This is a genomic window from Nocardia sp. NPDC050712, assembly GCF_040654295.1.
Lineage (GTDB): Bacteria > Actinomycetota > Actinomycetes > Mycobacteriales > Mycobacteriaceae > Nocardia.
Window position 1 is genome coordinate 204,642 of record NZ_JBFAHT010000006.1, and the last position, 15,821, is coordinate 220,462.

General features: G+C 71.0%; 13 protein-coding genes. 4 read left to right on the forward strand and 9 right to left on the reverse strand.

What is annotated here, in order from left to right; genetic code table 11:
- Positions 1-7 precede the first annotated feature (7 nt).
- The 3 genes from AB0H76_RS36485 to AB0H76_RS36495 form a co-directional block, all read right to left on the reverse strand.
- Positions 8-1,084, reverse strand: a complete 1,077-nt coding sequence (locus tag AB0H76_RS36485; RefSeq protein ID WP_357331832.1) for a M48 family metalloprotease — start codon at positions 1,082-1,084, stop codon at positions 8-10.
- Between the two features lie 76 nt (positions 1,085-1,160).
- Entirely contained in the window at positions 1,161-4,538 is a 3,378-nt protein-coding gene (locus tag AB0H76_RS36490; protein ID WP_357332214.1) for an error-prone DNA polymerase, read from the reverse strand.
- A 55-nt stretch (positions 4,539-4,593) separates the two neighbouring features.
- Complete coding sequence (locus tag AB0H76_RS36495; protein WP_357331833.1) at positions 4,594-5,055, reverse strand: hypothetical protein; 462 nt, start codon at positions 5,053-5,055, stop codon at positions 4,594-4,596.
- 156 nt (positions 5,056-5,211) lie between these two features.
- Between AB0H76_RS36495 and AB0H76_RS36500 the strand changes: the two genes are divergently transcribed.
- Positions 5,212-6,183, forward strand: a complete 972-nt coding sequence (locus tag AB0H76_RS36500) for an SDR family NAD(P)-dependent oxidoreductase (RefSeq protein WP_357331835.1) — start codon at positions 5,212-5,214, stop codon at positions 6,181-6,183.
- Between the two features lie 176 nt (positions 6,184-6,359).
- On the opposite strand, the gene AB0H76_RS36505 is transcribed toward AB0H76_RS36500, so the two are convergent.
- Both AB0H76_RS36505 and AB0H76_RS36510 read right to left on the reverse strand, forming a co-directional pair.
- On the reverse strand, positions 6,360-7,259 hold the full coding sequence (locus AB0H76_RS36505) for a sucrase ferredoxin (RefSeq protein WP_357331836.1): 900 nt from the start codon (positions 7,257-7,259) through the stop codon (positions 6,360-6,362).
- 20 nt (positions 7,260-7,279) lie between these two features.
- On the reverse strand, positions 7,280-8,068 hold the full coding sequence (locus tag AB0H76_RS36510) for an alpha/beta hydrolase (RefSeq protein ID WP_357331838.1): 789 nt from the start codon (positions 8,066-8,068) through the stop codon (positions 7,280-7,282).
- A 129-nt stretch (positions 8,069-8,197) separates the two neighbouring features.
- Here AB0H76_RS36510 and AB0H76_RS36515 point away from each other — a divergent pair, with 129 nt between their 5' ends.
- A complete protein-coding gene (locus AB0H76_RS36515; RefSeq protein WP_357331840.1) occupies positions 8,198-8,899 on the forward strand; it encodes a class I SAM-dependent methyltransferase in 702 nt (233 codons plus the stop codon).
- On the opposite strand, the gene AB0H76_RS36520 is transcribed toward AB0H76_RS36515, so the two are convergent.
- Together AB0H76_RS36520 and AB0H76_RS36525 are read right to left on the reverse strand one after the other, a co-directional pair.
- Positions 8,890-10,482 carry a DNA polymerase Y family protein gene (locus AB0H76_RS36520; protein ID WP_357331842.1) on the reverse strand — a complete coding sequence of 531 codons (1,593 nt, stop codon included), beginning with the start codon at positions 10,480-10,482 and terminating at the stop codon, positions 8,890-8,892. The two genes, AB0H76_RS36515 and AB0H76_RS36520, sit on opposite strands and share 10 nt — an antisense overlap.
- 88 nt (positions 10,483-10,570) lie before the next feature.
- On the reverse strand, positions 10,571-11,323 hold the full coding sequence (locus AB0H76_RS36525; protein WP_357331844.1) for a hypothetical protein: 753 nt from the start codon (positions 11,321-11,323) through the stop codon (positions 10,571-10,573).
- A gap of 342 nt (positions 11,324-11,665) precedes the next feature.
- Here AB0H76_RS36525 and AB0H76_RS36530 point away from each other — a divergent pair, with 342 nt between their 5' ends.
- The gene (locus AB0H76_RS36530) at positions 11,666-12,817 is read left to right on the forward strand and encodes a serine/threonine-protein kinase (protein ID WP_357331846.1); all 1,152 of its coding nucleotides are present in this window, start codon (positions 11,666-11,668) and stop codon (positions 12,815-12,817) included.
- A 7-nt stretch (positions 12,818-12,824) separates the two neighbouring features.
- On the opposite strand, the gene AB0H76_RS36535 is transcribed toward AB0H76_RS36530, so the two are convergent.
- Complete coding sequence (locus tag AB0H76_RS36535) at positions 12,825-13,460, reverse strand: response regulator transcription factor (protein ID WP_357332216.1); 636 nt, start codon at positions 13,458-13,460, stop codon at positions 12,825-12,827.
- A 98-nt stretch (positions 13,461-13,558) separates the two neighbouring features.
- Positions 13,559-14,947, reverse strand: a complete 1,389-nt coding sequence (locus AB0H76_RS36540) for a PspC domain-containing protein (protein ID WP_357331848.1) — start codon at positions 14,945-14,947, stop codon at positions 13,559-13,561.
- Positions 14,948-15,094: 147 nt separating this feature from the next.
- Here AB0H76_RS36540 and AB0H76_RS36545 point away from each other — a divergent pair, with 147 nt between their 5' ends.
- Entirely contained in the window at positions 15,095-15,634 is a 540-nt protein-coding gene (locus AB0H76_RS36545; RefSeq protein WP_357331850.1) for a phosphoribosyltransferase family protein, read from the forward strand.
- Positions 15,635-15,821: the final 187 nt, after the last annotated feature.

Below are 15,821 nucleotides of genomic sequence, written 5' to 3' on the forward strand. Positions count from 1 at the left end.
CGCGAGTTCATTCACGTGAGTGCCGGTGTTCGTGGATCCGGGCCTCGACGGCTTCGATGCGGGTGTCGGAGGGTGGGTGGGTGTTGAACCAGCGCAGATAGGCCGCCGCACCGTCCCAGTCGTCGTGTTCGCTGAGCCATTCGTCGAGGATCTCGCGGAAATCGCGGCCGTAGCCGAGGTCGACGGCGACCCGGTCGGCGCGCAATTCCTCGCGCTGGGAAAGAAATACCCGGCCCAGGGGTTCGGCGACGAACAGCAGGCTGAGCAGACCGAACGCGGCGAGCGGGCCGATCAGCAGGATGAGCGCCGCGACCAGTGGTAGCAGGACCAGCGCGCTGCTGCCGAGCACACCGAACAGCACGATGCCCAGGGCCAGCCACGGCGCGTCGTCGGCCTCGGACTCCGCGGCCATCAGCATGCGCTGGGTCATGAAGGACAGCATCCGGCTGATGATCCGGACCGGCACCGAGTACCAGCGCGCGAGGATCGCGGTGTATTTCTTGCCCTCGAGATGATGGCCGAGCTCGTGCGCGAGCAGGCCTTCGAGCTGGCGATCGTCCAGGGTTTCCAGCGCCCAGCTGGTGACGCCGACGATGCCGCCCGGTGCCGCGAAGGCGTTGAGTTCCCTCGAATCGTGCACCCACAGGGCATATTTCGAGCCATCGATACCGGCCGCGCGGGTGATATTCGCCCAGGCCTCGGCGAGCAGCTTCTGCTCTTCCGGTCGCGGCCGCCGGAAACCGTAGGCCACCCGGGCCAGCACGGCGTCGTCGTTCGGCAGGAAGGCGAGCGCGCCCGAGGCCAGCCACAGCGCCCCGGCCCCCGCCACGCCCCAGGGCCCGAACACCGCGAACGGCGTGCACAGCAGCACCGTGCTCAGCGCGATGGATGGCAGCGAGACCAGCAGCACAGCAGCGGCTTCCAGGCGCCGCCGCCGCGTCTCCACCGGCCACAGCAGTGGATCCGGGGTGTATTCGAGGAACTCGTGGATCGGCTCCGGCCGTTGCGATCGCCGCTCCAGCCGGAACGCCGAGCGAACCCGCTCCCACAGCCTGGACCCGAAGTTCTTTTCCCCGTGTGACATAGCGCCGTACTCCCCCACGTAGCAGGTGCGATTCCTGCCAGGTTACCCACCGAAAACCGCGGTGCAACCTGGTTTTTCAGCGGAAGTCGCGAGACTTCGCGGTGATCCGGAGATCGAGGAGCCGCAGGTGTTCGGCGACCACGCTGACCGCGCCCTCCGCGTTCTGCACCCGGCCGCGGATGAGCAGGGCCGACGCCGACTGCGCGAGCCGGCGATACCGGTTCCACAGCCCGACCGAGCAGACGATATTGATCATGCCGGTCTCGTCCTCGAGGTTGAGGAAGGTGACGCCCGCGGCGGTGGCCGGACGCTGCCGGTGCGTGACGGCGCCGCCGACCAGCACCCGGGACCCATCCGGGACCGACAGCAGGCCCGACGCCGGGATGACACCGAGCGCGTCGAGCCGCGAGCGCAGGAATTCCGTCGGGTAGCTGTCCGGGGAGACGCCGGTGGCCCACACGTCGGCGGCGGCGAGTTCCAGATCACTCATGCCGGGCAGCACGGGGGCCGCGGTGGCCGCGCCGGTGCCGGGCAGCCGATCCGGTCGTTCCCCCGCGGCGGCCCCGGCGGCCCAGAGCGCCGCGCGGCGGGTAATGCCGAGACTGCCGAGCGCGCCCGCGGTGGCCAGCGATTCCGCTTGCGGGACAGTGAGTTCCACGCGGCCGGTCAGATCGAGGAAGGACGTGTACGGTCCCGCCGCGCGGGCCTCGACGATGCGCTCCGCGAGGTCCGCGCCGATGTGCCGGACCGCCGCCAGTCCGAGCCGGATATCCAGACCGTGGTTCTCCAGGCCGGGTTCGGCCCGGCTGGCGTTGATGTCGGGGCCGTGCACCGATACTCCGTGCCGGCGCGCGTCGGCGACCAGCGACTGCGGCGAGTAGAAACCCATCGGCTGCGCGCGCAGCAGGCCCGCGCAGAACGCGGCCGGATGGTGCAGCTTGAACCAGGACGAATAGAACACGATGGCGGCGAAGCTCTGCGAATGACTTTCCGGGAAACCGAAATTCGCGAAGGCGTAGAGCTTCTCGTAGATGCGGTCGGCGATCTCGCCGGTGATGCCGTGCAGGTCGCGCATGCCCTGGTAGAAGCGGTCCTTGAGACGCTCCATGCGTTCCGGTGATCGTTTGGAGCCCATGGCGCGGCGCAGCTGATCGGCTTCGGCGGCGGAGAAACCGGCCACGTCGACGGCCATCTGCATGAGCTGCTCCTGGAACAGCGGCACGCCCAGGGTGCGTTCCAGCGAATTCTCCAGGGCCGGATGGTCGTAGACGACCTTCTCGAGTTTGTTGCGGCGGCGGATGTAGGGATGCACCGAGCCGCCCTGGATCGGCCCGGGGCGGATCAGCGCGACCTCCACCACCAGGTCGTAGAAGGTGCGCGGCTTGAGCCGGGGCAGGGTCGCCATCTGGGCCCGGGACTCCACCTGGAAGACGCCGATCGAGTCGGCGCGGCACAGCATCTCGTAGACGGCCTTCTCGGTCAGGTCGAGCCGATGCAGTTCGACGGTCTCGCCTTTGTGCTCGCGCACCAGGTCGATCATGTAGTGCAGCGCGGAGAGCATGCCCAGGCCGAGCAGGTCGAACTTCACCAGTCCCGTTGCGGCGCAGTCGTCCTTGTCCCACTGCAAAACGCTGCGGCCGGCCATGCGCGCCCACTCCACCGGGCAGACATCGGCGATGGGCCGGTCGCAGATCACCATGCCGCCCGAGTGGATACCCAAATGTCTTGGCAGGCCCTCGATCTCGCCCGCCAGCGCGATCACCTCGGCGGGAATATCGGTGCCGGTCTCGGCCGCGACGCCACTCCAGCGGCTGACCTGCTTGCTCCAGGCGTCCTGCTGGCCCGGCGAAAAGCCCAGTGCGCGTGCGGCATCGCGCACCGCGGACTTGCCGCGATAGGTGATCACGTTCGCCACCTGGGCGGCGTAGTCGCGGCCGTACTTGGCGTAGACGTGCTGGATCGCCTCCTCGCGGCGATCGGATTCGATGTCGACATCGATATCGGGCGGGCCGTCGCGCTCCTGCGAGAGGAAGCGCTCGAACAGCAGTTTGTTGGCGACCGGGTCGACATTGGTGATGCCGATGGCGTAGCAGACCGCGGAGTTGGCGGCCGAGCCGCGGCCCTGGCACAGGATGTCGTTGTCCTTGCAGAAGGTGACGATGTCGTGCACCACCAGGAAGTAGCCCGGGAAACCGAGCGTGGTGATCACCGCGAGCTCGTGCTCGATCTGCCGGTACGCCTGCGGGTTTCGCTCCGGCGGGCCGTAGCGCTCGGCCGCGCCGCGCAGGGCGAGCGCGCGCAGCCAGGAGTTCTCGTCGTGGTCGGCGGGCACCGCGAAGGGCGGCAGCCGCGGCGCGATCAACCGCAGATCGAAGGCGCATTCCCGGGCCAGCGCGGCGGCGTTCGACACCGCTTGCGGGCAGGCGGCGAACAACTGCGCCATCTCCGCGCCGGAGCGCAGATGCGCGCCGCCGGTGGGCGCGAGCCAGCCCGCGATGTCGTCCAGACTGGCGCGCGCCCGGATCGCGGCCAGCGCCATGGCCCGGCGGCGCTGCGCCGGTGCGGCGAAATGCGCTCCGGTGGTGGCCAATACGGGCAGGCCGCAGCGATCGGCGAGAGCGAGCAGGTAGGCGTTGCGCTCGTCGTCGGTGGGGATGCCGTGGTGGGTCAGTTCCACGCTCACCCGGTCGTCGCCGAACCGTTCCATCAGTTCCCGCAGGGCCGCCTCGGCCTGCGGCAGCCGCGTGTCGCCCACTCGCAGGTCGCGCTCCAGGGCTTGGCGCACTTGGCCTTTGCGACAGCCGGTCAGGATGTGCCAGTGCCCGCCCGCCGCGGCGGTGAGGGTGTCCAGGTCGTAGCGGAGGATGCCTTTCTCCCCCGCCGCCAGGTGCGCGGCGGCGATCTCCCGGGAGAGCCTGCGGTAGCCCTCCTGGCCGCGCGCGAGCACCAGCAGGTGCGGGCCGGCCGGGTCCGGCGCGCCGGTGCGCGGTGCAGAATCCGGCGCATCGGCATGTCCGCCTTCGGCTTTCGCCGACGCACGTTGCGCCGCCATCCCCTTGCGACGCAACGTGGCCGGCGCGGGGTCCGGGCCCGGCAGACCGGTCCCCAGCGACAGCTCCGACCCGAACACGGTCGGCATGCCCCATTCCTTGGCCGCCTCGAAGAAGCGAACCGTGCCGTAGAAACCGTCGTGGTCGGTGAGCGCGATCGCCTCCAATCCGAGCCGCACCGCCTCCTCGACCAATTCCTCCGGCTGGCTCGCGCCGTCCAGGAAGCTGTACGCCGAATGCGCGTGCAACTCCGCGTACGGCACCACCGGGCCGTCCGGACGCGCCACCGGCTCGGCCTGATATTCACCGCGCTTGCGCGACCAGGCCGGGCTGTCGCCGCCGTCGCCGGGATGCATCGCCTCCGGATTCGTCCGGCCCGGCCGGCCGGACAGGACCCGTTCCATCTCCGCCCAGGTCGGCGGCCCGTTGCCCCAGCTGCTCACCTCCTCGCCCGCATGGTCACTCGCTCCCGTTCGGCAGGCGCGCCGTGGAGCCGGCGTCCAGCGCGGCTTCCACCCGGTCCAGGCCGGAGCGGATCATCGCGCCGTAGGCGTCGTAGACCAGGACCGCGAGGTGGCCGCGCGCGATGGTCAGCTGCATCCGGGCGGTTTCGAAATCGCCGACGCGGCGGTGGCTGTCGGCGAGGTTGAGATACAGCGAGGGCAAAAAGCAGCGCAGACCCTCGTCCAGCGGGATGCCCGGACCGAAGACCGAGGCCAGGGCGCGCTGATCCCAGATCAGCGCCTGCGGGTCGTCGTCTTGCAGCACGGCCAGATGATGCGCGATCACGCAGCGCTGCAACGGATCTCCAGCCGCACCGAGCTCGTCCCACAACTGTTCGAGCGCGTGCCGTGCCGCCTTCCGGTTGTCGCTGCCGAGCCGCACCGCGGCAAAGATGTCCGCCATCCGATCGTCCGCCATGGGCAGAAGTATCGCACATACGTTCGACAGATACGAGAGCGATTCGAACGGGTTTGCGAAGGTTTTGCGACGGCGTCCGAATGTGGCGGGGCCCACTTGGCAGGTAAACTTACTTGAGAGTAAGTTCGTGCCAATTCGACCTGCAAAGGAGCAGCGATGACCCACGCTGACGAAGCCGGACAGAAGCGGCGGAACCGCCGCGACCTGACCGGCCGGCACGTCCTGATCACCGGCGCGTCCTCCGGCATCGGCCGGGCCGCCGCCCTGGCCGTCGCCACCAAGGGCGCCACCGTCTTCCTGCTCGCGCGCCGCGGTGACGAACTCGCCGACGTCGTCGCGGAGATCCGCGCCGCCGGTGGCGCGGCGCACGGCTACCAGTGCGACGTCACCGACGAGGACTCCGTCGACCAGACCGTCAAAACCATTCTGGACGAGCACGGCCATGTCGACATGCTGGTGAACAACGCGGGCCGCTCCATCCGCCGCGCCATCCACCGCTCCACCGACCGGATGCACGATTTCGAGCGCACCATGGCGGTCAACTACTTCGGCGCGCTGCGGATGACCCTGGCGCTGCTGCCGCAGATGCGTGACCGCAAGTTCGGCCACATCGTCCAGATCAGCAGCGCCGGCGTGCAGGTCGCGACGCCGCGGTTCGCCGCCTACCTGGCCAGCAAGGCCGCGCTGGACAAGTTCACCGAGGTGGCCGCGGTCGAGACCATGGCCGACGGCGTCACGTTCACCACCATCCACATGCCGCTGGTGCGCACCCCGATGATCACGCCCAGCGGCTCCCAGGGGCCCTCGGAATCGCCCGAGTGGGCCGCGGCCACCATCGTGCGCGCCCTCACCGAGCGCCCCAAGCGCATCGACGTGCCGCTGGGCACCCTCGCCGAGTACGGCGCGCTGGTCACGCCGAAGATCCGCGACCGCATCCTGCACCGCTACTACCGCGCGCTGCCGGACTCCCCCGCCGCCAAGGGCGAACAGCTCGAGCCCACCAGCGAGGACACCGAAGCCGATGTGCCACAACCGGAAACGGCCCCCCGCGCACAATCCACGGCCCGGCGCGTAACCGGCACCGCGTTACGCCGCGCCGCCCGCTGGGTACCCGGTACCCACTGGTGAAACTCCGGACCCGTCGCGCAGGGGGCGACGGGCCCGGAACCTTCAGGCCGGCTCCACTCCGGATCCCCACAGCGCGAACGTGATACGCGGCGCGAGATCCTCGCCCTGAATCGTCATCGCCGCCAGGTAGGACGCTGCGAGCACGGGCTCGCCGGGTAAGACCAACCTGTTGAATATCAGCCGAGCGGGTGAATCCGATCCGCGACGAGGGCGGACACCGGTTTGGGACCGGCGCCGCAGCTGGCTCGGCGCGGCGCGAGGGATACCGAACGGACCGTGACGCGCCAGCGGCGGCCGTCGCGGTGCGTGACCAGTGCCGAGCCCGCGAGGGCCGGATCGGTCGTGCCTTCGTCGAGGACGGTGAGTTCGTCGAGTGCGGCCGGAAACTGTTCGCGAACAGCGATTTCCGCGACCTGCTCGATCGGCTTGTGCCCGCTGCGGCCGCGGAAACCGCTGAGCGAGAGCTCGTTGCGGCGGGCGGCCTCGACTGCGGCCGTAGCGGATTCGGTGTCGACGCGGCCGTAGGTGAGACCGGATGGCAATAGCACCAGGGCAGGGGCGAAGCGGTGGCCGCCGGTGTGCGAGCACTCCCACACCTGGTCGGCATAGGTGGCAGCGAGATTCGCCGCGATCGGTCGGCCGAGTAGCGCGCAGCACTGGTCGCGTTTGCCGTGCGCGCAGACCAGGATCACCGAATCGCGCACGGGCGCACCGATACCCGGCGGCGGCCCGTTCAGCAGCCCCAGATCGAGATCGAGCAGTTGCTTCAGATCGGTGATCTCGAGGCGCTCGCACCAGGAACCCGCGGGACCGGAGTTGGCGAGCAGCACCGTGCGCGTCCCGGTGAACTCGTTGCGGCCGGGCCGGCGGATCAGCGTCGGGCGGACGCGCGCCGCGGCCACACGGGTCGCTAGTTCGGGAGTGATCTCCGGACCGAGCACCTGGTCGCCGATCACATCGCGACCCCAGGCGCCCGGCTGTTCGACACAGAGCCAGGCACCCACCCGGGTCGCGGTGCCCGGCAGCGGAACATCGATCGCGGCGGCCGCGGAGCACGACAGACCCTCGAAGTTCACAGCCGCACTGTAGGACCCGCTCATGCGGGCAGGTCGGCCCGGCCGTCGCGCACCGGCTCGCTCAGGAAGGGCAGCACGGTGCGCTCGAACTCGCGGTACCGATCACGGTGGATGCTGTGCCCGCTGGTGAAATCGACCACGGTGCACTCCGGGATCGCGGTTCGCAGGACGGCCAGCTTCACCGGGTCGACCATGCCGCCCGGGCCGCCGCGCAGCACCAGGGTGGGCGCGGAGATATCGGGCAGCCGGTCCCACCACTCCGGATTCGGCTTGCGGAACTGTTCGAGCGCCGTCCGCGTCATGGTGCGATCGAAGGCCAGCACCGCCCGCGGATGCCGGACCAGGCTGCTGGTGGCATGCCACAGCTCGGGCACGCTCGGGAAGCGCCGGGTCAGCGTCTGCTGTTCGTCGCCGGACCGCAGCGGTAGCGGGCATTCCTCCAGGACCAGCCGGCGCACCAGTTCGGGCCGCTCCTGGGCGATGCACGAGACCGCGTAGCCGCCCAGGGAATGGCCGACCAGGTCCGCCGCGGGCACGTCCAGGTGGTCGAGCAGGCGCAGCACGTCCGCGCTGAACTCCTCGAACAGGTAGGAATCGGAATGCGCGCTGCGCCCGTGGCCGCGCAGATCGGGGATGATCACCCGGCGCCCGGCCTGCAGCAGTTTCCGCGCGAACCGGTCCCAGGTGTATCCGTCGCCACCCATTCCGTGCACCAGCACCACCGGCGCCGCGGCAGCCGAGCCGGACGGGGCGGAATCGCGATACGCGATCCGCACGCCCGCCAGCACCGCCGTTCGAGTCAGCTCCACGGTGTTCGAGGATACTGATCGCGCGCGGCCCGCAGCCGCGGATTTGTCCGGCGTCACAGCGCGTCGTCGCCACTCCGGCCCGCGAAAAACCCGTGGAGCCCGCCGCGGATTCGCGAAATACTCCGGTGCATGCCTGCTTTCGCGGATTTCGATCGACGCAACTATCCGACCGTGGACGTGGCCACCGGCTACGACGGCTGGGCGCCGACCTACGAGCGCACCGTGCTGGACGTGATGGATCTGGCACTGCTGGACCGCTTGCGACACCCCGGCTGGGCGCAGGTGCGGCGGGCCGCGGATCTCGGCTGCGGCACCGGGCGCACCGGGGATTGGCTGCGCCGGCACGGCGTCACCGACATCGACGGCGTCGACGTGAGCGCGGGCATGCTGGAGCGGGCGCGCGAACGCGGCGCGCACACCACCCTCGCCCAGGCGGACGTGCGCGACACCGGGCTCGTGAGCGGCGCCTACGACCTGGTGATCGCCTCGCTGATCGATGAGCACCTCCCCGATCTGGGCCCGTTCTACGCCGAGGCGTGGCGTCTGGCCGCACCCGGCGGCACCTGCGTCATGGTCAGCTTCCACCCGCAATTCATCATGGTGACCGGCATGCCGACGCACTACACGCCCGACGCGGGCGAGCCGGTGGCGATCAGCACCCACCTGCACCTGCTCAGCGAGCACATGACGGCCGCGCTGAACGCGGGCTGGGTGCTCACCGAGATCACCGAGGGCCTGGTGGACGACGCCTGGCTGGCCGCCAAACCCAAGTGGGCCGAGCTGCGCGGGCAGCCGTTCTCCGTCGCGCTGGTCTGGACGCGTCAGTCGTAGATGCCTTCGGCGTGCCAGGTTTCGGCGCGGTAGATCAGCAGCAGGACCCTGGTGTCGGAGGGCGCGCCGTCGAGCTGGACCTGGGCGCGAGCGGTCACGGTGGCGTCGGGGGTCCACCAGCGGTCGTCGATTGGCCAGGGCCCGGCCCAGCCCGCCAGCGGCCAGCGGCGGCTGCCCCAGGTCAGGCGGGCGGGCGGCGCGGTGAACAGGCCGCGCTCGGTGAGCTGGACCGCGGTGCCGTCGGCCGCTTGCAGCAGCACCGCGGGCCGGTTCAGCAGCAGCATGGCGGGTGCGGGCTGCGGGAGGCTGCCGGGCCAGGGCTGATCCGGGTCGGCGGCGGGAACCGGTTCGTCACCGAGCACGACCATGGTGATGCGCTCGGCCGGACCGCGGCCGCCGCTGAGCACGCCGAATCGCACCGCCTCGCCGCCGAGCAGACCCTGCACCCGGACCAGGGCGCGGCGCGCGCGCTCGGTTTCCTCGCCGACGCCGCCCCACAGGCCCAGTTGCAGGGTTCCGGCCCGGGCGATCTCCACGGGTTCCAGGCGCAGCAGGGTGATCGGGGCGGTCGGGCGGCCGCGCCGGGGCCCGGCGGACCGCGCGGCGGGTGCGTTCAGCCAGCCGTCGAGTTGCCAGCGCACCCGGTCGGCGGTGCCCTCGGGGGTCAGCGGCTCCGCACAGCGCCAGGTCCGGGAGAACTGCTCGCCCGCTTCGGTTTCGGCGAACACCGACAGCCGCGTGCAGGACACCGACGCGGCCGCCAGCACGGCGTGCAACCGGGCGGCGAGCATGCGACCGGCGAACGCGGCGGCGTCGACGCGATCGATCGGCGGATCGCAGCGCATCTCGACGGTCAATTCCGGGGGCGGGCGACGCGCGGACGGCGGGCGCTCCGGTTCGGCGCGAGCACTGCGATGCGCCAGCACCGCGTCGTTGCCGAAGCGCGAGGCGACCTCGGCCGGGGTCAGCGCCGCGAAATCGCCGATCCGGCGTAATCCCAAGCGGTGCAACAGGTCGACCAGTTCGCCGCGCTCCGGCGCGGCCAGGCTCGGCTCGACGGCGAGTTCACCGATGAGCAGCGGCGCCAGGAAGCCCGCGCCCGCACCGGGCGCCACGATCGCGGCGCGCTTGGCCGCGAGCACCGCGGTGGACAACTCGTCGGCGATCCCGATCTGCGCCTCCACCCCGACCGCCGCCACCGCGTCGACCAGTCGTTCGGCCGCCGCCGCCTCGGAGCCGAAAAACCGTGCGGCGCCGCGCGCCCCGAGCACCAGCAGCCCCGGCCGCAGCACCTCGACGCCGGGCACCGTCTCGTCCACGGCGGCCACCACCGGCTCGAACAGCCGCGCGTCCCGATCCGGATCGGCCTGCACCAGAAACAGTTCCGGGCACCGCGCCTGCGCCTCGCGCCGCCGCAGCCCGCGCCGCACCCCTTCGGCCCGCGCCACCGCCGAACACGCGACCACCCGATTCCCGTGCAGCACCGCGACCGGCCGCGTCGCCGGCAGTTCCGCCAGCGCCGCGGCGGCCACCGCGGGCCAATCCAGGCACCACACCGCCACCACCCGCGTGGACTCCGTCACGCTGTCGATGGCCCGGCGGAATCGGCCTGCGGCGCAAGGAACCGATGTCCGGGCGGAGCGATGGCCGCCATGCGGCCTGCGTGCGGCGTCACGAGGCCGCGCCCTGCGCACGAAGTGGGAGGTCGGCGCCGACGGAATCGGCTTGCTGTGGGAACCAGCGCACGCGGCCCGCGCTGGGCCGCAGGTCGAGATGGCCGGTGCGCGGCGCACCCGCCTTGCCGCGCACCTCGACCTCCAGGGTCAGGGAGTGCAGGCGGCCGTGGCCGGTGCCGAGGCCGACGTAACCGGCGATGCGGGCGTCTATGCGCAGGGCCGGGTTGGGCCAGGCGCCGTCGGTGACCACGAGGGTGGCGCCCTTGTTCCGGGCGCGGGCGGCGAGAACACGGGCGCGAGCGGGGGCGACGGATGCGCCGTCGAGACCGAGGACGACCAGATCCAAGCCATCCAGCAACACAGAGGCAACTTCCATCGGATCCGGGCCGGGGTCGGCGACCACGGCGAGCCGCTCCAGGTCGGCGCCCATCTCCGCGGCGGCGAGCAGACCGAATCGGGGCACGCCCACCACGGCGGCATGACCGCCGCCCTCGGTGACCGCGGCGAGCAACCCGGCGAGCAGCGAGCGGGCGCCCGCGTAGGACACCACCGAACCCTGCACCAGGCCGCCATCCGGCAACAATTCCGCAAGCGCGGCGGGGACGGGCAGCGCGGGCCGGCGCGATTCGGCGGCGTGCGGCGCCCGCTCGACGGCGGATTCCCCACGACCGGGTATGGCGGCCATCTTCCTGCGGAGCTCGGCCAGCTTCTGTTGTTGTGTCTCCCCCACGCGCGCGTCCGAACCCATCACAACCACCTACTTCCCACGATGGACTGGGCGAAGCGAGCGGACCAGCCAGCACCGATCCAGCTATCGATTCGTATCGAATATACGTTCGACACCTCTCCAGTAGAAACCCACCCCCGAGATCCGTCAAGCGTGCCGCGCGGGCGGGTTACTCAGCGCCGTTGTCCGAGATCAGGGGCCGCGCGCCCGGAAAAGCCTCAGCAACCGGCGAGCGAGATCGGGGCCGCAAGGGTGCGGCGCACGTCACCAGACTGGACGGTTCTGTACGAAATCACTTGGCACGTTTTGCCTTATCACGGTTCGGCCGGTACGGATCTCGCTGCGTCGGATACCCTGCAACCCATGATCGAGCGCCCCCGACCCATCGTCGGCCCGGACTATCTGGTCGCCGGCCGCTATCGCCTGCAGTCGAAAGTCGGCGGCGGCGGCATGGGCGCGGTCTGGCTGGCGCGCGACCGGCTGCTCGACCGCGACGTCGCCATCAAACAGGTCCTCACCACGGCCGGGCTGGACGAGCGCCAGGCCACCGAGGTCCGCAACCAGATCATGCACGAGGGCCGGGTCGCGGCGAAGCTGTCGCACGAGCACGCCATCGCCGTCTACGACGTGGTGCTGGAGGCCGGCGAACCCTGGCTCGTGATGGAGCACCTGCCCTCCCGCAGCGTGGCCAAGGCGATGGCGGTGTTCGAGACCCTGCCGGTGATCGAGGTGGCGCAGATGGGCGCGCAGGTCGCCGACGCGCTGGCCGCCGCGCACGCCGTCGGCATCACGCACCGCGACATCAAGCCCGGCAATATCCTGGTGGCCGACCGCGGCCCGGGCGTGGGCATGGCCAAGCTCAGCGACTTCGGTATCTCCCGGGGCGCGGGCGAGCTGTCCGACGAGCCCGAGGGCATGATCACCGGCACCCCCGCCTACCTGCCGCCCGAGGTGGCGCGCGGCGCCCAGCCGACCGAGGCCAGCGATGTGTTCTCCCTCGGCGCGACGCTGTACACCGCGATCGAGGGCCAGCCGCCGTTCGGCCTGGACGACAACGCCGACGTTCTGGTCGAGCGAGCCGCGATGGCACAGATCATCCCGCCGCAGCGCTGCGGGGTGCTCACCAACGCGCTGCTGCACATGCTGGAGCCGGCGCCGCAGCGCCGCCCGACCATGGCCGAGGCCCGCGACGAAATCCTCACCGCCGCTTTCGGCCCCGGCACCGGGGACTACATCCTCGGCGCGCCGGTGCGCACCGAGGACGGCACCATCCCGGCCTGGGCCACCCGCAATTCCGCGTCCGGGCTGCGCAGCCCGCACTCGGCGCCGCTGCCGCGCCCGCACCGCCCGCAGCAGCAGACGGGCGCGCCGCAGGCGCAGCCGCAGCGCGCCGTCGGCCAGCGCAACACCCTCGGGCAGCGGCCGCCGCAGACCAGCAACGCGCCGCTGGCCATCGCCGTCGGCCTGCTGATCGGCCTGATCCTGATCATCGCGGTCATCATCGCGCTGCTGTGAGCCGCCGCTAGTCGATGCGGCGGCGGTGCGCCCAGCGCGTGAGCGCGTTGCGGTTGGACTGCTGGGTCTTGCGCAGCACGTTGGAGGCGTGGGTCTCCACGGTTTTCACCGAAATGAACAGGTTCTCGGCGATTTCGCGATAGGTGTAGCCGCGAGCCAGCAGGCGCAGCACCTCGAGTTCGCGCGGGGTCAGCGAATCCAGCTCGGGGTCCAGCGGCGGCTCGGGCACCGGAGACTTACCGGTGAACGAGTCGAGCACGAAACCCGCCAGCCGCGGGCTGAACACCGCGTCCCCGCCGGCCACCCGGCGCACGCCGTCGGCCAGTTCGGCGCCCGAGATGGTCTTGGTGACATAGCCGCGCGCACCCGCGCGGATCACCGCGATCACGTCCTCGGCCGCGTCGGACACGCTGAGCGCCAAGCACACCGGGCCGGTCTCGATGCCTTGCAGCACCGCGACTCCGCCGCCGTCGGGCATGTGCACGTCGAGCAGCACCACATCCGGGGTGGTCGCCTTGATGCCCGCGATCGCCTCGGCCACCCCACCGGCCTCGCCGACCACTTCCATATCGACCTCGCGGCTCAGCTCCGCCCGCACGCCGGACCGGAACACGGCGTGATCATCGACGAGAAAAACCCGCACGGTCACCTACTTCTCCTCACCCGGGGACCAACCCACCGGACTACCCCGGCCGAGCCCGGCCGGCCTTCCATCGGTATCACACCCGCGCCGTCGCGGCGCTACTCACCGGGCACCGGACGGGCGATCCGCGCGGTCGGGGCGTCGGCGGAGATCGGCGAGAACTCCGGCACCCCTTCGGCGCTCGGCTCCTCGGCTGTTTCGGCCACGCCGGAGTCGGTGCGCGGCATGAAGATTCGCACCTCGGTGCCGCGGCCCGGCGTGGACAGGATCTCCACCTGGCCGCCGCGCCGTTCGATCCGCCCGCGAATCGATTTCGCCACGCCCTGCCGGTCCTGCGCCACCGCGTGCACGTCGAACCCGGTGCCGCGGTCGCGCACGAAGACGCTGACCTGGTGCGGTTCGGCCTCGGCGAACAGGTCGATCTCCGGCACGCCCGCGTGCTTGGCCGCGTTCACCAGCGCTTCCCGGCTGGCGCCGAGTAGTGCCGTGAAATGTTCCTTGGGCAGGCCGTTTCCGCTCTCGTCGGTGTCCATCGAGACATCGCCGACGGTCACCGGGGTGACCTTCACGCCGTGCTGGTCCTCCACCTCACCGGAGATGGTGCGCAGGGCGGCCGCCAGGCTGGACTCCGCCGGGCCCGTGTCCTCGAACAGCCACTTGCGGAGTTCGCGTTCCTGACTGCGGGCCAGCCTGGTCACTTCCTGCTGGTCACCGGCTTGGCGCTGGATCAGCGCCAGCGTCTGCAACACCGAATCGTGCAGGTGCGAGGCGATCTCCTCGCGCTCCTCGTTGCGAATCCGCGCGGCGCGTTCGGTATTCAGCGCGCGCATCATGCGCAGCCACAGCGGCACCGTCAGCAGGCCCGCGCCGACCAGTGTCACCGCGACGGCGACCAGCGCCGAGCCGAGCGAGCTCAGATCGATCCGGGCCAGCACCACCACGCCGAGCCCGGCCACGATCATGGTGGCGCCCGCGACGATGCGGGCCCAGGTCACCACCGAGGAACGGGCGGGCAGCCCGAGTAGTGAGCGCGGGCCGTCGGTGTCGTACTCCCGCCACACCAGGGCCGCGCCGACCGCGACCACGACGATCGGCACGATCACCTTCGCCGCCACGGTCCCGTTCATCAGCCAGGACACCGCGATCGTCAACCCGAGCCCGAGCAGCGCCAGCCCGATCGACCGCCGCCGTTCGGTGCCGGAGGGTTTCGCCTCGTCGGCGCCGCCCGGCGTGAAGATCCACAGCAGCCCGTAGGCGACGATGCCCGCACCGGCCAGCGCGGACAGCAGCACGAACGCCATCCGCACCTTGAACGCGTCGAGCCCGAGATGATCGGCGATACCGCCCGCCACCCCGCCGACGATCCGCCCGCCCGAGCGCCGCTCCAACTTCGGCTGCGCCGCCCCGGCATGGAACACCAGCGTCGGCTTACCCCGCGGATCACCACCGCTGCGGGCAGCGTCGAACGCGGGCATGGACGGGTACATGCCTTCGATACTGGCACGTCACACCGACAGCCAGCATCAGGAATCACCCTGATCTTCGGGTGCGGAAAGACGACTCCGGGCCCGGGCACTCGTCCACCGCCGAATCGTGGTGACACAGGCGCAAAAAACGGTCCCTACCCTCTGAGGATGCGCGATCTCCACGCTTCTCTCCCGCACCCCGCCGACAACGGTGACCTGGCGGCCCGAATCCGTCAGGCAGCCCATCTGACCGGTGAATTCCTGCTGCGGTCCGGCGAGACCGCCACCCAGTTCCTGGACGAGTACCGCTTCGCGGCCGACCCCGTCCTGCTCGACGCCGCCGCCCGCGCCATGGTTCCGCTCATCCCCTCGGACACCGAGGTCCTGGGCGGCCTCGAACTCGGCGGCGTGCCCGTAGTGACCGCTCTCTCCCTGCGCACCGGGCTGCCGGTCGCCTACATCCGCAAGAAGGCCAAGGTCCACGGGACCCGCCGGCTGGCCGAGGGCGCCGACATCACCGGCAAGCGCGTCCTGGTCGTCGAGGCCGTCGTGAACACCGGCGGCCAGATCGCGCTGGCCGCCGCCGACCTCCGCGGGCTGGGCGCCACCGTCACCCACACCCTCTGCGTCGTGGACCGGGGTCGCAGCGGGCGCGCCAACCTGGCTGCCCACGGGGTGGAGTTGCTGAATCTGCTGGAGCTGACCTGAGATCGCCGAGCGGGCCGCACCCAGTCCGGACCGGACAGCGGGCGCACCGGCCACCTCCGGTCCGGATTACTCGCGAACACCGCCCCTACCTGCCACTGCGGCCCAGGTAGACGACATCGGCACGCGCTTCCCTCCCGGCCTGGCTCATACGTTTCTTACGGGCCACAGCATTCGGCCCGGCTCCCGA